Consider the following 22,023-nt stretch of genomic DNA (forward strand, 5'->3'; position numbering starts at 1 on the left):
CTGGACCGGAGGGCGGGTTCGTCCCCCGGACGTGGGAGGATCGGGGTTGGCGGGCCCGGGCCGCGCACCCGGCCGCTCGTCGCAGTGCCCAGGCGCGAGCATGAGGAGCATCGTTGAGCAGGTTGCGTTGGCTGACCGCTGGGGAATCCCACGGACCCGCGCTGGTCGCGACGCTGGAGGGTCTTCCCGCCGGTGTCCCGGTCACCACTGAGCTGGTGGCGGACCACCTCGCGCGGCGACGTCTCGGCTATGGGCGGGGTGCCCGGATGAAGTTCGAGCGGGACGAGGTCACCTTCCTCGGTGGTGTCCGGCACGGGCTGTCCCTGGGTTCGCCGATCGCGGTGATGGTGGGCAACACCGAGTGGCCGAAGTGGGAGAAGGTGATGTCGGCCGATCCGGTCGATCCCTCGGAGCTGAAGGAGACGGGTCGCAACGCGCCCCTGACCCGGCCGCGGCCCGGCCACGCGGATCTGGCCGGGATGCAGAAGTACGGCTTCGACGAGGCCCGGCCGATCCTGGAGCGCGCGTCCGCCCGGGAGACCGCGGCCCGGGTCGCGCTCGGCGCCGTCGCCCGCTCCTTCCTGAAGGAGGCCGCCGGCATCGAGATCGTCTCCCACGTCATCGAGCTCGCGGCCGCCAAGGCTCCCTACGGCCTCTACCCGACCCCCGCCGACGTCGAGAAGCTCGACGCCGACCCGGTCCGCTGCCTGGACGCCGACGCGTCGAAGGCGATGGTCGCGGAGATCGACCAGGCCCACAAGGACGGCGACACCCTGGGTGGTGTGGTCGAGGTCCTCGCCTACGGCGTGCCCGTCGGGCTCGGCTCGCACGTGCACTGGGACCGCCGTCTCGATGCCCGTCTGGCGGCCGCGCTGATGGGCATCCAGGCCATCAAGGGGGTCGAGGTCGGTGACGGTTTCGATCTGGCCCGCGTGCCCGGCTCGAAGGCCCACGACGAGATCGTGCGCACCGGGGACGGCATCAAGCGCGCCTCCGGCCGCTCCGGCGGCACCGAGGGCGGCCTGACCACCGGTGAGCTGCTGCGCGTCCGCGCCGCGATGAAGCCCATCGCGACCGTCCCGCGGGCGCTGGCCACGATCGACGTCGCCACCGGCGAGGCCGCTGCCGCCCACCACCAGCGCTCCGACGTCTGCGCCGTCCCCGCCGCCGGCATCGTCGCCGAGGCGATGGTCGCGCTCGTCCTCGCGGACGCGGTCGTCGAGAAGTTCGGCGGCGACTCGGTCCCCGAGACCCGCCGCAACGTCCAGTCGTACCTCGACAACCTGAACATCCGGTGACCGCCGGACCCCTGGTCGTCCTCGTCGGCCCCATGGGCTCCGGCAAGTCCACGGTGGGCGCGCTCCTGGCCGAACGGCTCGGCGCGCCCTACCGGGACACCGACGCCGACATCGTCGCCGCCGAAGGACGCGAGATCTCCGACATCTTCGTCGAGGACGGCGAGGAGCACTTCCGCGCCCTGGAGCGGGCCGCGGTCGCCACGGCCGTCGCCGAGCACGAGGGCGTCCTCGCCCTCGGCGGCGGCGCGATCCTCGACGCCGGGACCCGCGCCCTGCTCGCCGGGCTGCCCGTCGCGTACCTCTCCATGGACGTCGACGAGGCCGTACGGCGGGTCGGACTCAACACCGCCCGGCCGCTCCTCGCCGTCAACCCGCGCCGCCAGTGGCGCGAGCTGATGGAGGCGCGCCGCCACCTGTACGAAGAAGTCGCACGCGCCGTCGTCGCCACGGACGACCGCACCCCCGAAGAGGTCGCCCAGGCGGTCCTCGACGCTCTGGAGTTGAAGGACGTATGACGGACCAGGACCAGGTCACCCGTATCCAGGTCGGCGGTTCCGCGGGCACCGATCCGTACGAGGTACTGGTCGGCCGGCAGCTCCTCGGCGAGCTCCCCGCGCTGATCGGCACCCAGGCCAAGCGGGTCGCCGTGATCCACCCGGAGGCGCTCGCCGACACCGGCGAGGCGCTCCGCGCCGACCTCGCCGAGCAGGGCTACGAGGCCGTCGCCATCCAGGTGCCGAACGCCGAGGAGGCGAAGACCGCCGAGGTCGCCGCCTACTGCTGGAAGGCGCTCGGACAGACCGGCTTCACCCGCAGCGACGTCGTCGTCGGCGTCGGAGGCGGTGCCACCACCGACCTCGCCGGCTTCGTCGCCGCGACCTGGCTGCGGGGCGTGCGCTGGATCGCCGTGCCGACCACTGTCCTGGCCATGGTCGACGCGGCCGTCGGCGGCAAGACGGGCATCAACACCGCCGAGGGCAAGAACCTCGTCGGCGCCTTCCACCCGCCCGCCGGCGTCCTCTGCGACCTCGCGGCGCTCGACTCGCTGCCCGTGCACGACTACGTCAGCGGTCTCGCGGAGATCATCAAGGCCGGCTTCATCGTCGACCCGGTGATCCTCGACCTCATCGAGGAGGACCCGCAGGCCGCCCGCACCCCCGCCGGGCCGCACACCGCCGAGCTGCTCGTCCGCTCGATCAAGGTCAAGGCGGAGGTCGTCTCCGGCGACCTCAAGGAGTCCGGCCGCCGGGAGATCCTCAACTACGGCCACACCCTCGCCCACGCCATCGAGAAGAACGAGCGGTACAAGTGGCGCCACGGTGCCGCCGTCTCCGTCGGCATGGTCTTCGCCGCCGAGCTCGGCCGCCTCGCCGGTCGCCTCGACGACGCCACCGCCGACCGGCACCGGGCCATCCTGGAGTCCGTCGGCCTGCCGCTCACCTACCGCGGCGACCAGTGGCCCAAGCTCCTGGAGACCATGCGGGTCGACAAGAAGTCCCGCGGCGACCTGCTGCGCTTCATCGTGCTCGACGGGCTCGGCAAGCCGACCGTCCTGGAGGGCCCCGACCCGGCCGTCCTGATCGCGGCGTACGGGGAGGTGTCGGCGTGAGCGAGGCGCTTCCGGGCCGCCCGGTCCTCGTGCTGAACGGCCCGAACCTGGGCCGCCTCGGCTCCCGCGAGCCCGACATCTACGGCGCCACCTCCTACAAGGGGCTCGTCGAGTCCTGCCGGACCCTCGGCGCGGAGCTCGGCTTCGACGTCGAGGTGCGGGAGACCAACGACGAGGGCGAGATGATCCGCTGGCTGCACGAGGCCGCGGACCGCTCGGTCCCCGTGGTGATCAACCCCGGCGCCTTCACCCACTACTCGTACGGAATGCGCGACGCCGCCGCCCAGCGGACCGCCCCGCTGATCGAGGTGCACATCTCGAACCCGTACGCCCGTGAGGAGTTCCGGCACACCTCGGTCATCGCGGCCGTGGCGACCGGCACGGTCGCCGGGTTCGGGATCGGTTCCTACCGGCTGGCGCTGCGGGCGCTCGCCGAGGAACTCACCGACTGACAGGGCACCAGGAGGCGTCCCCGGCCGTTCCCCCTGTGGGGGGCCGGGGCGGTAACGTTCCGGCGTCCCCGGACACACCTGTCCGGGGATCCAGCAGGCGCACGAGTGGGAGTGGCACCGGATGCAGCACGCAGTGGGGGGTCCGCTGCCACCGCCCGAGCAGCCGGGCCGGGCACCCGGCCCCGGCCCGGGCCCCGCGCCCGGTTCCGTACCGACGTCCGCGGCAGGCGGGGGAGAGGTCGGCGGGCAGGTGCCCGTTCCTCCGCCGCTGCCGCCCGGCACCCCGTACCCCGCGCCGCCGTCCGGACCCCGGCTCGGTGTGCACCCGACGGTCCAGGCCGGTGCTCCCCGGCCCCCGCACGCCCCGCCGCCCTCCGGGCCCGGGCCGGGCTGGGGCGCGCCGGGAGGCATACCCCAGCACCAGCACCCCGCCGCACCCCCGCAGCACCCCTCCTCCGCGCCGCCGCGCGGGGACATGACCGGGCACGTGCCGCTGCCGCCCGTGAGCGCGCCGCTCGCGCCGCCCGCGGAGCTCGGCGCCGGGACCGGTGCGGCCACCCTCGCCGTCCTGCTCATCGGCCCCGCGGGCGCGGGCAAGACGACCGTCGCGCGGCACTGGGCGCAGCGCCGCCGCGTGCCCACCGCGCACATCAGCCTCGACGACGTCCGCGAGTGGGTCTGCTCCGGCTTCGCCGACCCGCAGTCCGGCTGGAACGAGCACTCCGAGGCGCAGTACCGGCTCGCCCGCCGCACCTGCGGCTTCGCCGCGCGCAACTTCCTCGCCAACGGCATCTCCTGCATCGTCGACGACGCCGTCTTCCCGGACCGGCCCGTCGTCGGACTCGGTGGCTGGAAGCGGCACGTCGGCCCCGGTCTGCTGCCCGTCGTGCTGCTGCCCGGCCTGGAGATCGTCCTGGAGCGCAACGCCGAGCGCAGCGGCAACCGGCGCCTGTCGGACGAGGAGGTCGCCGCCATCCACGGCCGGATGGCCGGCTGGTACGGCTCGGGCCTGCCGATCATCGACAACTCCACGTACGACGTGGAGACCACCGCGCGCGTCCTCGACGACGTCCTCGCCCGCGCGATCGCGAGCCCGCCCACCTGGTGACCCCGCCCGGACGGCCGCCCTGAACAGGCCGTCGCGGCGCGGCGCTCGTACGCTCGGAGCATGTCAGAGGTGTATGCGGACCGCCGTGTGCGGCTGCGCGACCGGTGCGCGGCCGCGGGCAGCCCGGCGGCCCTGGTCTCCCGCCCCGCCAACGTCCGCTATCTCGCGGGTGGTTCACCGCCCGACTCCGTCCTGCTCGTCGGGCCGGAACCGGAGTCGGACGTGCTGCTCTGCCCCGTCCCGCCCGGCGGCGAGCCGGCCGACGGACGACTCGACGAGCTGCTCCGGCAGCAGGTCCTGCCCGCCGGAGGAGGTGATCCGGCGGTCGCCGCCGTCGACCTCGCCCGCCGCGCGGGCGCCGACGCGCTCGCCGTCGAGGAGCACCACCTGACGGTCGCCCGGCACCGGGCGATGGGCTCCGTCGCCCCCGCACTGCGCCTCGCCGACCTCGCCTGCGCCGTGGAACAGCTCAGGATCGTCAAGGACGAGGACGAGATCGCCTGCCTGCGGATCGCGGCGGAGATCGCCGACCAGGCCCTCGGCGAGCTCCTGGAGTCGATCCTCGTCGGGCGGACCGAGCGCCACCTCGCCCTGGAGCTGGAGCGGCGGCTCGTCGACCACGGCGCCGACGGGGCCGCCTTCCCCACCTCCGTCGGGACCGGCCCGCACTCCGGGCGCCGCGGGCACCGGCCCACCGACCGCCGGGTCGAGGAGGGTGATTTCCTCACCGTCTGCCTCGGCGCCGACTACCGCGGCTACCGGTGCGAGATCGGCCGCACCTTCGTCATCGGCACCACCCCCGCCGACTGGCAGATCGAGCTGTACGAGCTCGTCTTCGCCGCTCAGCGGGCCGGACGGGAGTCCCTCGCACCCGGCGCCGAGTACCGCGACGTGGACCGGGCGGCCCGTCAGATCCTGGACGCCGCGGGGCACGCGGAGGCCGCCGTGCCCCTCACCGGGCACGGGGTGGGGCTCGAAATCGACGAGGACCCGCAGCTCTCACCTTCGGCCATGGGTAAACTGGACGCTTGCGTGCCGGTCACCGTCGAACCGGGGGTCCACCTCCCGGGCCGGGGCGGGGTCCGGATCGATGACACGCTCGTCGTGCGCCAGGAGGCGGACGGCGGACCCGAGCTACTCACCATCACGACCAAGGAGCTGCTCGCGCTGTGAGGCGCGTACGCCTCCTCGGTCCCACGTCAGTCCAGGAGATTCCGCAACCGTGGCTTCCACGAACGACCTCAAGAACGGCATGGTGCTCAAGCTCGACGGGGGCCAGCTCTGGTCCGTCGTCGAGTTCCAGCACGTCAAGCCCGGCAAGGGCCCGGCCTTCGTGCGCACCAAGCTCAAGAACGTGCTGTCCGGCAAGGTCGTCGACAAGACCTTCAACGCGGGCGTGAAGGTCGACACGGCCACCATCGACCGCCGCGACATGCAGTTCTCCTACATGGACGGCGACTACTTCGTCTTCATGGACATGGAGACCTACGACCAGCTGCACGTTTCCCGCGCGGCCGTCGGCGACACCGCCAATTTCCTCATCGAGGGCTTCACCGCCTCCGTCGCGCAGCACGAGGGCGAGGTGCTCTACGTCGAGCTCCCCGCCGCCGTCGAGCTGACCATCCAGCACACCGACCCGGGCGTCCAGGGCGACCGCTCCACCGGCGGCACCAAGCCGGCGACGCTGGAGACCGGCCACGAGATCCAGGTCCCGCTCTTCATCACCACCGGTGAGAAGATCAAGGTCGACACCCGCACCAGCGACTACCTCGGCCGGGTGAACAAGTAACCGTGGCTGCTCGCAGCAAGGCCCGCAAGCGGGCCTTCCAGATCCTCTTCGAGGCGGACCAGCGCGGTGCCTCCGTCCAGGAGGTTCTCGCGGACCAGGTCCGGCTCGCGCGGTCGGACGACCGTCAGCCGCCGGTGAACGACTTCACCATGCAGTTGGTCGAGGGATACGCCGCCCACGTGGCGCGGATCGACGAGCTCATCGAGACCTACTCGGTGGACTGGACCCTCGACCGGATGCCCGTCGCCGACCGGAACATCGTGCGCCTCGGTGCGTACGAGCTGATCTGGGAGGACGGCACGCCCGACGCGGTCGCGATCGACGAGTCGGTGCAGCTCGCCAAGGAGTTCTCCACGGACGAGTCCCCGGCCTTCGTCAACGGCCTTCTGGGGCGCTTCAAGGACTTGAAGCCGCGCCTGCGCCGGGACGCGGACGTCTAGTCCCGTACGGTACGCGAAGGGGCCCGCAGCACCGAGTGCTGCGGGCCCCTTCGCGTACCGCCGGCTCGTCCGGGGAAGAAAGAAGCCGGGCCCGTGGTCGTCGGATGACGGCCACGGGCCCGGCGGTACGTTTCTGCTGTGCCCTCGTAAGGGGTCAGTTGTCCTCGTGGGCGACCGCGCGGCGCGCGTCCGCGTCCAGGACGCCCCAGCTGATCAGCTGCTCGGTGAGGACCGAGGGGGACTGGTCGTAGATGACGGCGAGGGTGCGCAGGTCGTCCTGGCGGATCGACAGCACCTTGCCGTTGTAGTCGCCGCGCTGCGACTGGATCGTCGCCGCGTAGCGCTGGAGCGGGCCCGCCTTCTCCTGCGGGACGTGGGCCAGGCGCTCCAGGTCCAGGACCAGCTTCGGCGGCGGCTCGGCGGCCCCGCCCGGGGTCGTGCCCGGCAGGAGCTCCTGCACCGGCACGCCGTAGAAATCGGCCAGCTCGGCAAGACGCTGCACGGTCACCGCGCGGTCTCCGCGCTCGTACGAGCCGACCACGACCGCCTTCCAGCGGCCCTGGGACTTCTCCTCCACCCCGTGGAGGGAGAGACCCTGCTGGGTGCGGATGGCACGGAGTTTGGCCCCGAGCTGCTTTGCGTATTCGCTGGACATAACGCTCCCGGACGCTGTGACGACATGCGGCTGCGCCGCGCGGCTGGTAACTCACTGTGAGGTTACGCAGCGTTACACCTACCCGTCAAGCCGAATGGTCCGTACCGCCTCCTCCCGGGGGACGGCGCCCGGAGGGGCGGCAGGGGTGCGCGGGACCGGGCCTCCCACCCCTGGTAGAGTGAACGGCGCAAATCCGACGTCCTTTAAGAGCCGTCCCGTGAGGCGGAGAAGGAGGTCCGTTTTCCATGGACACTCAGCAGCAGTACGGCGACGAAGCGCGGCCCGTTCTCGAGGCCCCTGACATCGCGCGGGTCCTGACCCGCATCGCCCACGAGATCGTCGAGCGCGCCAAGGGCGCCGACGACGTGGTCCTCCTCGGCATCCCCACCCGCGGCGTCTTCCTCGCCCGCCGGCTCGCCGAGAAGCTCGAATCGATCACCGGCTCCAAGATCCCGGTCGGTTCCCTCGACATCACCATGTACCGGGACGACCTGAGGCTGAAGCCCGCCCGCGCCATCGGCCGCACCGAGATCCCCGGTGACGGCATCGACGGCCGCCTCGTCGTCCTCGTCGACGACGTCCTCTTCTCCGGCCGCACCATCCGCGCCGCCCTCGACGCCCTCGGCGACATCGGCCGCCCGCGCGCCGTCCAGCTCGCGGTCCTCGTCGACCGCGGCCACCGCGAACTTCCGATCCGCGCCGACTACGTCGGCAAGAACCTCCCCACGTCGCTGCGGGAGACGGTCAAGGTCCTGCTCGCCGAGGAAGACGGTCGCGACACCGTCCTGCTCGGCGGCAAGCCCGCCTCCTCCTAACCGGACCGGCACCCCCGACGGGTCCCGGGGCACAGCCCTGCGCACCCGCATGCCCTCACCCTCCCACCACGGAGCGAAAACCCGATGATGCGTCACCTCATCTCGGCCGCCGACCTCACCCGCGACGACGCCGTCCAGATCCTCGACACCGCCGAGGAGATGGCCCGGGTGGCCGACCGGCCCATCAAGAAGCTGCCGACCCTGCGCGGCCGGACCGTCTGCAACCTCTTCTTCGAGGACTCCACCCGGACCCGGATCTCCTTCGAGGCCGCCGAGAAGCGCCTCTCCGCCGACGTGATCAACTTCGCGGCCAAGGGCTCCAGCGTCTCCAAGGGCGAGTCCCTCAAGGACACCGCGCAGACCCTGGAGGCCATGGGCGTCGACGCGGTCGTCATCCGGCACAGCGCCTCCGGCGCGCCGTACCGGCTCGCCACCTCCGGGTGGATCGACGCCCCCGTCATCAACGCCGGCGACGGCACCCACCAGCACCCCACCCAGGCCCTCCTGGACGCCTTCACCATGCGCCGCCGCCTCGTCGGCCGCGACGCCGGGCTCGGCCAGGACCTCGCGGGCAAGCGCATCACCCTCGTGGGTGACGTCCTGCACAGCCGGGTCGCCCGCTCGAACGTCGACCTGCTGCACACCCTCGGCGCCGAGGTCACCCTGGTGGCCCCGCCCACCCTGGTCCCCGTCGGCGTCGAGACCTGGCCCTGCGACATCTCGTACGACCTCGACAGCGTGCTGCCGAAGTCCGACGCGGTGATGATGCTGCGTGTGCAGCGCGAGCGGATGAACGCCGCCTTCTTCCCGACCGAGCGCGAGTACTCGCGCCGCTACGGGCTCGACGGCGAGCGGATGGCGAAGATGCCCGAGCACGCCATCGTCATGCACCCCGGCCCGATGGTCCGCGGCATGGAGATCACCGCCGAGGTCGCCGACTCCGACCGCTGCACGGTCGTCGAGCAGGTCGCCAACGGCGTCTCCATCCGGATGGCCGTCCTCTACCTGCTGCTCGGCGGCAACGACTCCGCCACCCCCGCCCGTACCGAGGAGAACAAGTAACCATGAGCAAGATCCTTATCCGCGGTGCGAAGGTCCTCGGCGGCGACGTCCAGGACGTCCTCATCAACGGCGAGACCATCGCCGAGGTCGGCACGGGCCTGTCCGCCGAGGGCGCCACCGTCGTCGAGGCCGACGGCCAGATCCTGCTGCCCGGCCTGGTCGACCTCCACACCCACCTGCGCGAGCCCGGCCGCGAGGACTCCGAGACCGTCCTCACCGGCACCCGCGCCGCCGCCTCCGGCGGCTACACCGCGGTCTTCGCCATGGCCAACACCCACCCGGTCGCCGACACCGCCGGCGTCGTCGAGCAGGTCTACCGCCTCGGCCGGGAGCACGGCTACTGCGACGTCCAGCCCATCGGCGCCGTCACCGTCGGCCTCGAGGGCAAGAAGCTCGCCGAGCTCGGCGCCATGCACGACTCCGCCGCCGGCGTCACCGTCTTCTCCGACGACGGCAAGTGCGTCGACGACGCCGTGATCATGCGCCGCGCCCTGGAGTACGTGAAGGCCTTCGGCGGCGTCGTCGCCCAGCACGCCCAGGAGCCCCGCCTCACCGAGGGCGCCCAGATGAACGAGGGCGTCGTCTCCGCCGAGCTCGGCCTGGGCGGCTGGCCCGCCGTCGCCGAGGAGTCGATCATCGCCCGCGACGTCCTCCTCGCCGAGCACGTCGGCTCCCGCGTCCACATCTGCCACCTCTCCACCGCCGGCTCCGTCGAGATCGTCCGCTGGGCCAAGTCCCGCGGCATCGACGTCACCGCCGAGGTCACCCCGCACCACCTCCTCCTCACGGACGAGCTGGTCCGCTCGTACGACCCGGTCTACAAGGTCAACCCGCCGCTGCGCACCGAGAAGGACGTCCTCGCCCTGCGCGAGGCGCTGGCCGACGGCACGATCGACATCGTCGCCACCGACCACGCCCCGCACCCGCACGAGGACAAGGACTGCGAGTGGGCCGCGGCCGCCATGGGCATGGTCGGCCTGGAGACCGCCCTCTCCGTCGTCCAGCAGACGATGGTCGAGACCGGCCTCCTCGACTGGGCCGGCGTCGCCGACCGGATGTCCTTCGCGCCCGCCCGCATCGGACGGGCGAAGGGCCACGGACGCCCCGTCTCGGCAGGTGAGCCCGCGAACCTGACGCTGGTCGATCCGGCTTACCGTGGTGTCGTGGACCCCGCGGACTTCGCCTCCCGCAGCCGCAACACCCCCTACGAGGGCCGTGAGCTGCCGGGACGCGTCACCCACACCTTCCTGCGGGGCCGGGCAACGGTCGTGGACGGGAAGCTGGCGTGACACCACTCATCGCAATCGCCGCAGAGGCAGCCGAGCAGAAGTCGGCGGAGGTGACCGACTGGGCCGGGCGGCTCGGCTGGGTCGCAGGACTGCTGCTCTTCGTCGTCTTCGTGTACTGGCTCATGCGCCAGGGATGGAAGTGGCGCGGCAGCCTCCAGTCCGACCTCCCGGAGCTCCCCACCGCGCCGGAGTCCACCGGTGAGGCGAAACTGACTCTCAGCGGGCGCTACCACGGGTCCACGACCGCCGGGCAGTGGCTCGACCGGATCGTCGCCCACGGCCTCGGCACCCGCAGCCGCGTCGAGCTCACGCTCACCGACGCCGGCATCGAGGTCGTCCGCCCCGGGGCGAACGACTTCTTCGTGCCGGCCGCCGCGCTGCGCGAGGCCCGCCTCGACAAGGGCATCGCCGGCAAGGTCCTCACCGAGGGCGGGCTCCTGATCGTCACCTGGGAGCACGGCGGCAAGCAGCTCGACTCCGGCTTCCGCTCCGACCGGGCGGCCGAGCACACGGCCTGGGTCGAGGCCATCAACTCCATGAACGCCGTATCCACCACGACGGAAGGCATCGCACGATGACGACCTCCACCAGGGGAGCCGCCAAGACTCCCGCCGTACTCGTCCTGGAGGACGGCCGCATCTTCCGCGGCCGCGCCTACGGGGCCGTGGGGGAGACCTTCGGCGAGGCCGTGTTCTCCACCGGCATGACCGGCTACCAGGAGACCCTCACCGACCCGTCCTACCACCGGCAGGTCGTGGTCATGACGGCCCCCCACGTCGGCAACACCGGCGTCAACGACGAGGACCCCGAGTCCGCGCAGATCTGGGTCTCCGGCTACGTCGTCCGCGACCCCGCCCGCGTCTCCTCCAACTGGCGCTCGCAGCGCTCCCTCGACGAGGAGCTGCGCAACCAGGGCGTCGTCGGCATCCAGGGCATCGACACCCGCGCCCTCACCCGCCACCTGCGCGAGAGCGGCGCCATGCGCGTCGGCATCTTCTCCGGCAGCGCGCTCCCCGACGAGGGCACCATGCTCGCCGAGGTCCGCCAGCAGCCCGAGATGAAGGGCGCCGACCTCTCCGCCGAGGTCGCCACCAAGGAGACGTACGTCGTCCCCGCGATCGGCGAGAAGAAGTTCACCGTCGCCGCCGTCGACCTCGGCATCAAGGGCATGACCCCGCACCGGATGGCCGAGCGCGGCATCGAGGTCCACGTCCTCCCCGCCACCGCCACCGCCGAGGACATCTACGCCGTCGAGCCCGACGGCGTGTTCTTCTCCAACGGCCCGGGCGACCCGTCCACCGCCGACGGCCCCGTCGCCGTCATGCAGGCCGTCCTGGAGCGCAAGACGCCGCTCTTCGGCATCTGCTTCGGCAACCAGATCCTCGGCCGCGCGCTCGGCTTCGGCACCTACAAGCTGAAGTACGGCCACCGGGGCATCAACCAGCCGGTCCAGGACCGCACCACCGGCAAGGTCGAGGTCACCGCGCACAACCACGGCTTCGCCGTCGACGCGCCCCTCGACAAGGTCTCCGACACCCCCTACGGGCGTGCCGAGGTCTCCCACGTCTGCCTGAACGACCAGGTCGTCGAAGGCCTCCAGCTGCTCGACCAGCCGGCCTTCTCCGTCCAGTACCACCCCGAGGCGGCCGCGGGCCCGCACGACGCCGCGTACCTCTTCGACCGCTTCGTTTCTCTGATGGAGGCCGAGCGTGCCTAAGCGCACCGATATCCAGTCCGTCCTGGTCATCGGCTCCGGCCCGATCGTCATCGGCCAGGCCGCCGAGTTCGACTACTCCGGCACCCAGGCCTGCCGCATCCTCAAGGCCGAGGGCCTGCGGGTGATCCTGGTCAACTCCAACCCGGCCACGATCATGACCGACCCGGAGATCGCCGACGCCACGTACGTCGAGCCGATCACCCCCGAGTTCGTCGAGAAGATCATCGCCAAGGAGCGCCCCGACGCGCTCCTGCCCACCCTCGGCGGCCAGACCGCGCTCAACACCGCGATCTCCATGCACGAGCAGGGCGTGCTCGAGAAGTACGGCGTCGAGCTCATCGGCGCCAACGTCGAGGCGATCAACAAGGGCGAGGACCGCGACCTCTTCAAGGGCGTCGTCGAGGCCGTCAAGGCCAAGATCGGGTACGGCGAGTCCGCCCGCTCCGTCATCTGCCACTCCATGGACGACGTCCTCAAGGGCGTCGACGAGCTCGGCGGCTACCCCGTCGTCGTCCGCCCCTCCTTCACCATGGGCGGCGCCGGCTCCGGCTTCGCCCACGACGAGGAAGAGCTGCGCCGCATCGCCGGCCAGGGCCTCACGCTCTCCCCGACCACCGAGGTGCTCCTGGAGGAGTCCATCCTCGGCTGGAAGGAGTACGAGCTGGAGCTCATGCGCGACAAGCACGACAACGTCGTGGTCGTCTGCTCCATCGAGAACTTCGACCCGATGGGTGTCCACACCGGTGACTCGATCACCGTCGCCCCGGCGATGACGCTCACCGACCGCGAGTACCAGCGCCTCCGCGACATCGGCATCGCGATCATCCGCGAGGTCGGCGTCGACACCGGCGGCTGCAACATCCAGTTCGCGGTCAACCCGGACGACGGCCGGATCATCGTCATCGAGATGAACCCGCGCGTCTCCCGCTCCTCCGCGCTCGCCTCCAAGGCGACCGGCTTCCCGATCGCCAAGATCGCGGCCCGTCTCGCCGTCGGCTACACGCTGGACGAGATCCCGAACGACATCACGGAGAAGACCCCGGCGTCCTTCGAGCCCACGCTCGACTACGTCGTCGTCAAGGCCCCGCGCTTCGCCTTCGAGAAGTTCCCGCAGGCCGACTCCACCCTCACCACCACGATGAAGTCGGTCGGCGAGGCCATGGCCATCGGCCGCAACTTCACCGAGGCGCTCCAGAAGGCCCTGCGCTCCCTGGAGAAGAAGGGCTCGCAGTTCTCCTTCACCGGAGAGCCCGGCGACAAGGCCGAACTCCTCCGCGAGGCGGTCCGTCCGACCGACGGCCGCATCAACACGGTCATGCAGGCCATCCGCGCCGGCGCCACCCCGCAGGAGGTCTTCGACGCCACGAAGATCGACCCGTGGTTCGTCGACCAGCTCTTCCTGATCAAGGAGATCGCCGACGACCTGGCCGCCGCCGAGAAGCTCGACCCCGAGCTGCTCGCCGAGGCCAAGCGCCACGGCTTCTCCGACGCCCAGATCGCCGAGATCCGGGACCTGCGCGAGGACGTCGTCCGCGAGGTCCGGCACGCCCTCGGCGTCCGCCCGGTCTACAAGACGGTCGACACCTGCGCCGCCGAGTTCGCCGCCAAGACCCCGTACTTCTACTCGTCCTACGACGAGGAGACCGAGGTCGCCCCGCGCGAGAAGCCCGCGGTGATCATCCTGGGCTCCGGCCCGAACCGCATCGGCCAGGGCATCGAGTTCGACTACTCCTGCGTCCACGCCTCCTTCGCCCTGAGCGACGCCGGCTACGAGACCGTGATGGTCAACTGCAACCCGGAGACCGTCTCGACGGACTACGACACCTCCGACCGCCTGTACTTCGAGCCGCTCACGCTCGAGGACGTGCTGGAGATCGTCCACGCCGAGACCCTCGCCGGGCCCGTCGCCGGTGTCGTCGTCCAGCTCGGCGGCCAGACCCCGCTGGGCCTCGCCCAGGCGCTCAAGGACAACGGCGTGCCGGTCGTCGGCACCTCCCCGGAGGCCATCCACGCCGCCGAGGACCGCGGCGCCTTCGGCCGCGTCCTCGCCGAGGCCGGTCTCCCCGCGCCGAAGCACGGCACCGCGACCACCTTCGCCGGCGCCAAGGCCATCGCCGACGAGATCGGCTACCCCGTCCTCGTACGCCCGTCGTACGTGCTCGGCGGCCGCGGCATGGAGATCGTGTACGACGAGGCCCGCCTGGAGTCGTACATCGCCGAGTCCACCGAGATCAGCCCCACCCGGCCGGTCCTGGTCGACCGCTTCCTCGACGACGCCATCGAGATCGACGTCGACGCGCTCTACGACGGCACCGAGCTCTACCTCGGCGGCGTCATGGAGCACATCGAGGAAGCCGGCATCCACTCCGGCGACTCGGCCTGCGCCCTGCCCCCGATCACCCTCGGCGGCTTCGACATCAAGCGCCTGCGCGCCTCCACCGAGGCCATCGCCAAGGGCGTCGGCGTCCGCGGCCTGATCAACATCCAGTTCGCCATGGCCGGCGACATCCTCTACGTCCTGGAGGCCAACCCGCGCGCCTCCCGGACGGTCCCCTTCACCTCGAAGGCGACCGCCGTGCCGCTCGCGAAGGCCGCCGCCCGCATCTCGCTGGGCGCCACCATCGCCGAGCTGCGCGCCGAGGGCCTGCTGCCGAAGACCGGCGACGGCGGCACCCTGCCGCTCGACGCGCCGATCTCCGTCAAGGAGGCCGTGATGCCGTGGTCGCGCTTCCGCGACGTGCACGGCCGCGGCGTCGACACCGTCCTCGGCCCGGAGATGCGCTCCACCGGCGAGGTCATGGGCATCGACGCGGTCTTCGGCACGGCCTACGCCAAGTCGCAGGCCGGCGCCTACGGCCCGCTGCCCACCAAGGGCCGCGCGTTCATCTCGGTCGCCAACCGCGACAAGCGCTCGATGATCTTCCCGGCCCGCGAGCTCGTCGCCCACGGCTTCGAGCTGCTCGCCACCTCCGGCACCGCCGAGGTCCTCAAGCGCAACGGCATCAACGCCACGGTCGTCCGCAAGCTCAGCGAGGGCGAAGGCCCGAACGGCGAGAAGACCATCGTCCAGCTCATCCACGACGGCCAGGTCGACCTGATCGTCAACACCCCGTACGGCACCGGCGGCCGCCTCGACGGCTACGAGATCCGTACGGCCGCGGTGGCGCGCAGCGTCCCCTGCCTCACCACGGTCCAGGCGCTCGCCGCGGCCGTCCAGGGCATCGACGCGCTGAACCACGGCGGCGTGGGCGTCCGCTCGCTCCAGGAGCACGCGGAGCACCTGATCGCGGCCCGCGACTAGCAAGCCCGTACGAGGAGGGGGACACCGGCAGGACCGCGGTGTCCCCCTCGTCATGACCTGGAGCCACCAGCATGTACAAGTTCTTCTTCAACCTGGTCTTCAAGCGCATGGACCCCGAGCAGGCCCACTACACGGCCTTCCGCTGGATCCGCCTCGCCGCCCGGATCCCGGTCCTGCGCACCTTCGTCGCCGCCGTCCTCGCGCCCCGGTACAAGGAGCTGCGCACCGAGGCCCTCGGCCTCCGGATGCACGGCCCCTTCGGGCTCGCCGCCGGCTTCGACAAGAACGCCGTCGCCATCGACGGCATGTCGATGCTCGGCTTCGACCACGTCGAGATCGGCACCGTCACCGGCGAGGCCCAGCCCGGCAACCCCAAGAAGCGCCTCTTCCGGCTCGTCCCGGACCGCGCCCTGATCAACCGCATGGGCTTCAACAACGAGGGCTCCGCCGCCGTCGCCGAGCGCCTGGCCACCCGCAACCCCGTCTTCAAGACGGTCGTCGGGGTCAACATCGGCAAGACCAAGGTCGTCCCCGAGGCCGAGGCCGCCGCCGACTACGTGAAGTCCACCGAGCGCCTCGCCGCGCACGCCGACTACCTCGTCGTCAACGTCTCCTCCCCGAACACCCCGGGCCTGCGCAACCTCCAGGCCACCGAGTCCCTGCGCCCGCTCCTCACGGCCGTCCGCGAGGCCGCCGACCGCACGGTCACCGGCCGCCGGGTCCCCCTCCTGGTCAAGATCGCCCCCGACCTGGCCGACGAGGACGTCGACGCGGTCGCCGACCTCGCCCTGGAGCTCGGCCTCGACGGCATCATCGCCACCAACACCACCATCGCGCGCGAGGGCCTCGGCCTGAAGTCCGACCCCGAGCTCATCAAGGAGACCGGCGGCCTGTCCGGCGCGCCCGTCAAGGAGCGCTCCCTCGCCGTCCTGCGCCGCCTCCACGCGCGCGTGGGCGACCGGCTGGTCCTGGTGGGCGTCGGCGGCGTCGAGAACGCCGAGGACGCCTGGCAGCGCATCCTCGCCGGCGCCACCCTCGTCCAGGGCTACAGCGCCTTCATCTACGAGGGCCCGTTCTACGCCCGCGCGATCCACAAGGGCCTCGCCGCGCGCCTCGCGGCCTCCCCGTACGCCACCCTCGCCGAGGCCGTCGGCGCCGACAACCGAAAGGCCACCTCGTGACTCTCTCCTTCGGCACCCGCCTCCGCACCGCCATGGACGAGCGCGGTCCGCTCTGCGTGGGCATCGACCCGCACGCCGCCCTGCTCGACTCCTGGGGCCTGACCGACGACATCGCCGGTCTGGAGCGCTTCACCTTCACCGTCGTCGAGGCCCTCGCCGAGACCGTGGCCGTCTTCAAGCCGCAGTCCGCCTTCTTCGAGCGCTTCGGCTCGCGCGGCATCGCCGTCCTGGAGCGCGCCACCGCCGACCTGCGCGCGGCGGGCGGCCTGGTCGTCATGGACGCCAAGCGCGGCGACATCGGCTCCACCATGGCCGCGTACGCGGAGACCTTCCTGCGCAAGGACTCCCCGCTCTTCTCCGACGCCCTGACGGTCTCCCCGTACCTCGGCTACGGCGCCCTGAAGCCGGCCGTCGACCTGGCCCGCGAGTCCGGCGCCGGCCTCTTCGTGCTGGCCCTCACCTCCAACCCGGAGGGCGCGGAGGTCCAGCGCGCGGTCCGCGAGGACGGCCGCACCATCGGCGCGACCATGCTCGCCCACCTCGCCGAGGAGAACGCGGGGGAGACCCCGATGGGCTCCTTCGGCGCGGTCGTCGGCGCCACCCTCGGCGACCTGTCCTCCTTCGACCTGGACATCAACGGGCCGCTCCTCGCCCCCGGCATCGGCGCCCAGGGCGCGACCCCCGCCGACCTCCCGGCCGTCTTCGGCGCCGCGGTCCGCAACGTCGTCCCGAACGTCAGCCGCGGCGTCCTGCGCAACGGCCCGGACGTGGCCGCCCTGCGGGACTCCGCGCACCGCTACGCGGACGAGATCCGCGCGGCCGTCGCCGGCTGACGGGTCTCCCGGACAATCCGCAGGTCGGAGAGGCAGGGCCGCCGGATGGTGAGCTGTCTCACCACTTGACGAAATCTTGGCTCAAAACAGGGGCGGTATGCCGGAAAAGTCCTGGTCGGTCGATGCTGACCAGGACTTTTCCTCTGTTCTCGCTGACTGGAGCGGCCTCGGCCGCTAGTCTCCGGGGCAGAGCAGGCGTTCAACGACCACACCGTTGATCGTTGCTCCACTGGTGTGGGGCGTCCAGGTTCCTCACCGGTCCGTATCCGACAGATCGACATCCGAGGTGACGTAGGCGTGGCTCTTCCGCCCCTTACCCCTGAACAGCGCGCAGCCGCGCTCGAAAAGGCCGCCGCGGCTCGCCGGGAGCGGGCCGAGGTCAAGAATCGACTCAAGCACTCCGGCGCCTCCCTGCACGAGGTCATCAAGACCGGCCAGGAGAACGACGTCATCGGCAAGATGAAGGTCTCCGCCCTCCTTGAGTCCCTGCCCGGCGTCGGCAAGGTCCGTGCCAAGCAGATCATGGAGCGCCTCGGCATCTCCGAGAGCCGTCGTGTCCGTGGTCTCGGCTCCAACCAGATCGCTTCCCTGGAGCGCGAGTTCGGCAGCACCGGCGCCTGAACCGGCGGCCGGTCCGGCCGCCGATCCGGGACACGCGTCCCGGGCACGCCGGTGAAGCTGGAATAATCGCTGCATGGCAGCAGAGGTACGTCCGCGGCTGACCGTGCTCTCCGGCCCCTCAGGGGTCGGCAAGAGCACGGTCGTCGCTCATATGCGCAAGGTCCACCCCGAGGTCTGGCTCTCGGTGTCGGCGACGACACGGAAGCCCCGCCCCGGCGAGAAGCACGGCGTCCACTACTTCTTCGTCACGGACGACGAGTTCGACAAGCTGATCGCCAACGGTGAGCTCCTGGAGTGGGCCGAGTTCGCGGGCAACCGCTACGGCACCCCGCGCGGAGCCGTCCTGGAGCGGCTCGACTCCGGCGAGCCCGTGCTCCTGGAGATCGACCTCCAGGGCGCCCGTCAGGTGAAGGACTCCATGGCCGAGTCCCAGCTGGTCTTCCTGGCCCCGCCGAGCTGGGAGGAGCTGGTCCGCCGGCTCACCGGCCGCGGCACCGAGTCGCCCGAGGTCATCACGCGCCGCCTGGAGGCCGCGAAGGTCGAGCTGGCCGCCGAGTCGGAGTTCGACACCACCCTCGTCAACACCTCCGTCGAGGACGTCGCACGCGAGCTGCTAACGTTGATGCACGTTGTCTGATCTTTTTTCCATCTTCGGAAGGTAGAGCGTGTCCTCTTCCATCACCGCGCCCGAGGGCATCATCAACCCGCCGATCGACGAGCTGCTCGAGGCCACGGACTCGAAGTACAGCCTCGTGATCTACGCGGCCAAGCGCGCGCGTCAGATCAACGCGTACTACTCCCAGCTCGGCGAGGGCCTGCTGGAGTACGTGGGTCCGCTGGTCGACACCCACGTCCACGAGAAGCCGCTCTCGATCGCCCTGCGCGAGATCAACGCGGGTCTGCTGACGTCCGAGGCCATCGAGGGCCCCGCGCAGTAAGCATTGAGCGTGTAACGCTCGTCACCACAGGCCCGGCGGAACATCCGCCGGGCCTGTGGTGTCTCATGGAGTCGTACGCATCCGAGCCTCCGGAAGACCAGGGGAGCAGTGACAGTCGTGACCAAGCCGAAGGTGGTCCTGGGCGTCAGCGGCGGCATCGCCGCCTACAAGGCGTGCGAGCTGCTGCGCCGGCTCACCGAGTCCGGCCACGACGTCCGGGTCGTGCCCACCGACTCCGCCCTCCACTTCGTCGGCGCCGCCACCTGGTCCGCGCTCTCCGGCAACCCCGTCTCCACCGAGGTGTGGGAGTCCGTCCACGAGGTCCCGCACGTGCGGATCGGCCAGGGCGCCGACCTCGTCGTCGTCGCCCCCGCCACCGCCGACATGCTCGCCAAGGCGGCCCACGGCCTCGCCGACGACCTGCTCACCAACACGCTGCTCACCGCGCGCTGTCCGGTCGTCTTCGCCCCCGCCATGCACACCGAGATGTGGGAGCACCCGGCGACCCAGGAGAACGTGGCGACCCTGCGCCGCCGCGGCGCCGTCGTCATCGAGCCCGCCGTCGGCCGCCTCACCGGCGTCGACACCGGCAAGGGCCGGCTTCCGGACCCGGCCGAGATCTTCGAGGTATGCCGCCGCGTTTTGAATCGGCACAGTCTCGCCCGCGGCGTCACCACCCCCGACCTCGCCGGGCGCCATGTCGTGGTCAGCGCGGGCGGCACCCGCGAGCCCCTCGACCCCGTCCGCTACCTCGGCAACCGCTCCTCCGGGAAGCAGGGCTACGCCCTCGCGAAGGCGGCCGCCGCCCGCGGCGCCCGCGTCACCCTCGTCGAGGCGAACACCGGCATCGCCGACCCCGCCGGAGTCGACGTGGTCCGCGTCGGCACCGCCGTCCAGCTCCGCGAGGCCGTCCTCAAGGCCGCCGCCGACGCCGACGCGGTCGTGATGGCCGCAGCCGTCGCCGACTTCCGCCCGGCCGTCTACGCCCCCGGGAAGATCAAGAAGAAGGACGACGGCGGCGCGCCGACCATCGAGCTCGTGCGCAACCCCGACATCCTCGCCGAGCTCTCCGCCGACCGCGCCCTGCCCGGCCAGGTCGTCGTGGGCTTCGCCGCCGAGACCGACGACGTCCTCGCCAACGGGCGCGCCAAGCTCGCCCGCAAGGGCTGCGACCTCCTCGTCGTCAACGAGGTGGGGGAGCGGAAGACCTTCGGCTCCGAGGAGAACGAGGCCGTCGTCCTCGCCTCGGACGGTGCCGAGACCCCCGTACCGTACGGGCCGAAGGAAGCGCTCGCCGAGACGGTCTGGGACCTGGTCCTGCCGCGGCTGCGCCCCTCGACCTGACGCATCAGGTCCGCCTCCGCGGCGGACACCGGTGCCGCCTCCGGGGGCGCGATCCGCCGTCCGGGGAGGCGCGAAACACCGCCTGACGAGTGATTTGCGCCCCACCCGGCTGGGCAGGTCTGCCCTGCCGGCAGGCGGTTCCGCCGTCTCACCGGCATTCGCCAGGCGAGACACCTGGTCCATTGTCCGACCACGACCGATAGACTGTTCGTGGAACGTCGCGGGGCGCAGCCCCCTGCCGGTCCGCGTCACGAGTAGCCAGCAGCCGCTGCAACCCCAGGGAGCGTTGTGTCCCGTCGTCTGTTCACCTCGGAGTCCGTCACCGAGGGCCACCCCGACAAGATCGCTGACCAGATCAGCGACACCATTCTCGACGCGCTGCTGCGCGAGGACCCCACCTCGCGCGTCGCCGTCGAGACGCTGATCACCACCGGTCTGGTGCACGTCGCCGGTGAGGTGACCACCAAGGCGTGGGCGGACATCCCGACCCTCGTCCGGAACAAGATCCTCGAGATCGGTTACGACTCCTCGAAGAAGGGCTTCGACGGCGCCTCCTGCGGCGTGTCGGTGTCCATCGGATCCCAGTCCCCGGACATCGCCCAGGGCGTGGACACCGCGTACGAGAAGCGGGTCGAGGGCGACGAGGACGAGCTCGACAAGCAGGGCGCCGGCGACCAGGGCCTGATGTTCGGCTACGCGTCGGACGAGACCCCCGAGCTGATGCCGCTGCCGATCCACATCGCGCACCGGCTCTCCCGCCGCCTCACCGAGGTCCGCAAGAACGGGACCATCCCGTACCTGCGTCCCGACGGCAAGACCCAGGTCACCATCGAGTACGACGGCGACAAGGCCGTCCGCCTCGACACGGTCGTCGTCTCCTCGCAGCACGCCTCGGACATCGACCTCGAGTCGCTGCTCGCGCCCGACATCCGCGAGTTCGTCGTCGAGCACGTGCTCAAGCAGCTCGTCGAGGACGGCATCAAGCTCGACACCGACGGCTACCGCCTGCTCGTGAACCCGACCGGCCGCTTCGAGATCGGCGGCCCGATGGGCGACGCCGGCCTCACCGGTCGCAAGATCATCATCGACACCTACGGCGGCATGGCCCGCCACGGTGGCGGCGCCTTCTCCGGCAAGGACCCGTCCAAGGTCGACCGCTCCGCCGCCTACGCCATGCGCTGGGTCGCGAAGAACGTCGTCGCCGCGGGCCTCGCCTCGCGCTGCGAGGTCCAGGTCGCCTACGCGATCGGCAAGGCCGAGCCCGTCGGCCTCTTCGTCGAGACCTTCGGCACCAACACCGTCGAGACCGAGAAGATCGAGCACGCCATCGGCGAGGTCTTCGACCTCCGCCCGGCCGCGATCATCCGCGACCTCGACCTGCTCCGCCCGATCTACTCCCAGACCGCCGCCTACGGCCACTTCGGCCGCGAGCTGCCGGACTTCACCTGGGAGCGCACGGACCGCGTGGACGCCCTGAAGCAGGCCGCCGGCCTGTAGTCCCACCCGGACACCCACGGAGCCCGGTACCCCCAGCGGGGGTGCCGGGCTCCGGGCATGTCCGGCTGTCGGTG

The 22,023-nt window shown here is 71.5% G+C and carries 22 protein-coding genes; 21 read left to right on the forward strand and 1 reads right to left on the reverse strand.

Annotated elements, in window-relative coordinates; translation table 11 throughout:
* The first annotated feature begins 113 nt into the window (after positions 1-113).
* The 8 genes from aroC (at position 114) to nusB (ending at position 6,696) form a co-directional block, all read left to right on the forward strand.
* Positions 114-1,298 carry a chorismate synthase gene (gene aroC / locus GGE06_RS32695; RefSeq protein ID WP_184932495.1) on the forward strand — a complete coding sequence of 395 codons (1,185 nt, stop codon included), beginning with the start codon at positions 114-116 and terminating at the stop codon, positions 1,296-1,298.
* The gene (locus GGE06_RS32700) at positions 1,295-1,813 is read left to right on the forward strand and encodes a shikimate kinase (RefSeq protein WP_116162010.1); all 519 of its coding nucleotides are present in this window, start codon (positions 1,295-1,297) and stop codon (positions 1,811-1,813) included. The genes aroC and GGE06_RS32700 overlap by 4 nt, the downstream gene beginning before the upstream one ends.
* A complete protein-coding gene (aroB, locus tag GGE06_RS32705) occupies positions 1,810-2,907 on the forward strand; it encodes a 3-dehydroquinate synthase (RefSeq protein WP_184932496.1) in 1,098 nt (365 codons plus the stop codon). The genes GGE06_RS32700 and aroB overlap by 4 nt, the downstream gene beginning before the upstream one ends.
* Positions 2,904-3,359: a type II 3-dehydroquinate dehydratase gene (gene aroQ, locus GGE06_RS32710; RefSeq protein WP_116162012.1), complete on the forward strand. Its 456-nt coding sequence runs from the start codon at positions 2,904-2,906 to the stop codon at positions 3,357-3,359. The genes aroB and aroQ overlap by 4 nt, the downstream gene beginning before the upstream one ends.
* Positions 3,360-3,480: 121 nt before the next feature.
* The gene (locus GGE06_RS32715) at positions 3,481-4,467 is read left to right on the forward strand and encodes an AAA family ATPase (RefSeq protein WP_116162013.1); all 987 of its coding nucleotides are present in this window, start codon (positions 3,481-3,483) and stop codon (positions 4,465-4,467) included.
* A gap of 60 nt (positions 4,468-4,527) precedes the next feature.
* Positions 4,528-5,640: an aminopeptidase P family protein gene (locus GGE06_RS32720; protein WP_184932497.1), complete on the forward strand. Its 1,113-nt coding sequence runs from the start codon at positions 4,528-4,530 to the stop codon at positions 5,638-5,640.
* A 49-nt stretch (positions 5,641-5,689) separates the two neighbouring features.
* A complete protein-coding gene (gene efp / locus GGE06_RS32725) occupies positions 5,690-6,256 on the forward strand; it encodes an elongation factor P (protein ID WP_116162015.1) in 567 nt (188 codons plus the stop codon).
* A gap of 2 nt (positions 6,257-6,258) precedes the next feature.
* Complete coding sequence (nusB, locus tag GGE06_RS32730) at positions 6,259-6,696, forward strand: transcription antitermination factor NusB (RefSeq protein WP_116162016.1); 438 nt, start codon at positions 6,259-6,261, stop codon at positions 6,694-6,696.
* Between the two features lie 154 nt (positions 6,697-6,850).
* On the opposite strand, the gene bldD is transcribed toward nusB, so the two are convergent.
* Positions 6,851-7,351: a transcriptional regulator BldD gene (gene bldD, locus GGE06_RS32735; protein ID WP_017242229.1), complete on the reverse strand. Its 501-nt coding sequence runs from the start codon at positions 7,349-7,351 to the stop codon at positions 6,851-6,853.
* A gap of 245 nt (positions 7,352-7,596) precedes the next feature.
* On the opposite strand from bldD, the gene pyrR reads away from it, so the two are divergent.
* From pyrR to metK, 13 genes are all read left to right on the forward strand, one after another.
* Complete coding sequence (pyrR, locus tag GGE06_RS32740; RefSeq protein WP_116162017.1) at positions 7,597-8,166, forward strand: bifunctional pyr operon transcriptional regulator/uracil phosphoribosyltransferase PyrR; 570 nt, start codon at positions 7,597-7,599, stop codon at positions 8,164-8,166.
* Positions 8,167-8,250: 84 nt separating this feature from the next.
* Complete coding sequence (locus GGE06_RS32745) at positions 8,251-9,228, forward strand: aspartate carbamoyltransferase catalytic subunit (RefSeq protein ID WP_116162018.1); 978 nt, start codon at positions 8,251-8,253, stop codon at positions 9,226-9,228.
* A 2-nt stretch (positions 9,229-9,230) separates the two neighbouring features.
* Positions 9,231-10,517 (forward strand): dihydroorotase, encoded by a 1,287-nt coding sequence (locus GGE06_RS32750; protein ID WP_116162019.1) that lies wholly within the window; start codon positions 9,231-9,233, stop codon positions 10,515-10,517.
* Positions 10,514-11,095 (forward strand): PH-like domain-containing protein, encoded by a 582-nt coding sequence (locus GGE06_RS32755; protein ID WP_116162020.1) that lies wholly within the window; start codon positions 10,514-10,516, stop codon positions 11,093-11,095. Before GGE06_RS32750 ends, GGE06_RS32755 begins: the two co-directional genes overlap by 4 nt.
* Positions 11,092-12,234 carry a glutamine-hydrolyzing carbamoyl-phosphate synthase small subunit gene (carA, locus tag GGE06_RS32760; protein WP_116162021.1) on the forward strand — a complete coding sequence of 381 codons (1,143 nt, stop codon included), beginning with the start codon at positions 11,092-11,094 and terminating at the stop codon, positions 12,232-12,234. The genes GGE06_RS32755 and carA overlap by 4 nt, the downstream gene beginning before the upstream one ends.
* Positions 12,227-15,535, forward strand: a complete 3,309-nt coding sequence (gene carB, locus GGE06_RS32765; protein ID WP_184932498.1) for a carbamoyl-phosphate synthase large subunit — start codon at positions 12,227-12,229, stop codon at positions 15,533-15,535. Before carA ends, carB begins: the two co-directional genes overlap by 8 nt.
* A gap of 71 nt (positions 15,536-15,606) precedes the next feature.
* On the forward strand, positions 15,607-16,716 hold the full coding sequence (locus tag GGE06_RS32770; RefSeq protein ID WP_116162023.1) for a quinone-dependent dihydroorotate dehydrogenase: 1,110 nt from the start codon (positions 15,607-15,609) through the stop codon (positions 16,714-16,716).
* Entirely contained in the window at positions 16,713-17,549 is an 837-nt protein-coding gene (pyrF, locus tag GGE06_RS32775; protein WP_116162024.1) for an orotidine-5'-phosphate decarboxylase, read from the forward strand. The genes GGE06_RS32770 and pyrF overlap by 4 nt, the downstream gene beginning before the upstream one ends.
* Positions 17,550-17,846: 297 nt before the next feature.
* A complete protein-coding gene (locus GGE06_RS32780; RefSeq protein ID WP_030204477.1) occupies positions 17,847-18,170 on the forward strand; it encodes an integration host factor in 324 nt (107 codons plus the stop codon).
* A gap of 73 nt (positions 18,171-18,243) precedes the next feature.
* Positions 18,244-18,807: a guanylate kinase gene (gmk, locus tag GGE06_RS32785; protein ID WP_116162025.1), complete on the forward strand. Its 564-nt coding sequence runs from the start codon at positions 18,244-18,246 to the stop codon at positions 18,805-18,807.
* Between the two features lie 28 nt (positions 18,808-18,835).
* Positions 18,836-19,108: a DNA-directed RNA polymerase subunit omega gene (gene rpoZ, locus GGE06_RS32790; protein ID WP_005319902.1), complete on the forward strand. Its 273-nt coding sequence runs from the start codon at positions 18,836-18,838 to the stop codon at positions 19,106-19,108.
* A 117-nt stretch (positions 19,109-19,225) separates the two neighbouring features.
* Positions 19,226-20,452, forward strand: a complete 1,227-nt coding sequence (gene coaBC, locus GGE06_RS32795; protein ID WP_184932499.1) for a bifunctional phosphopantothenoylcysteine decarboxylase/phosphopantothenate--cysteine ligase CoaBC — start codon at positions 19,226-19,228, stop codon at positions 20,450-20,452.
* Between the two features lie 288 nt (positions 20,453-20,740).
* Entirely contained in the window at positions 20,741-21,949 is a 1,209-nt protein-coding gene (gene metK / locus GGE06_RS32800; RefSeq protein ID WP_116162027.1) for a methionine adenosyltransferase, read from the forward strand.
* The last annotated feature ends 74 nt before the right edge of the window (positions 21,950-22,023 follow it).

The organism is Streptomyces nymphaeiformis (assembly GCF_014203895.1).
Taxonomy (GTDB): Bacteria; Actinomycetota; Actinomycetes; order Streptomycetales; family Streptomycetaceae; genus Streptomyces; species Streptomyces nymphaeiformis.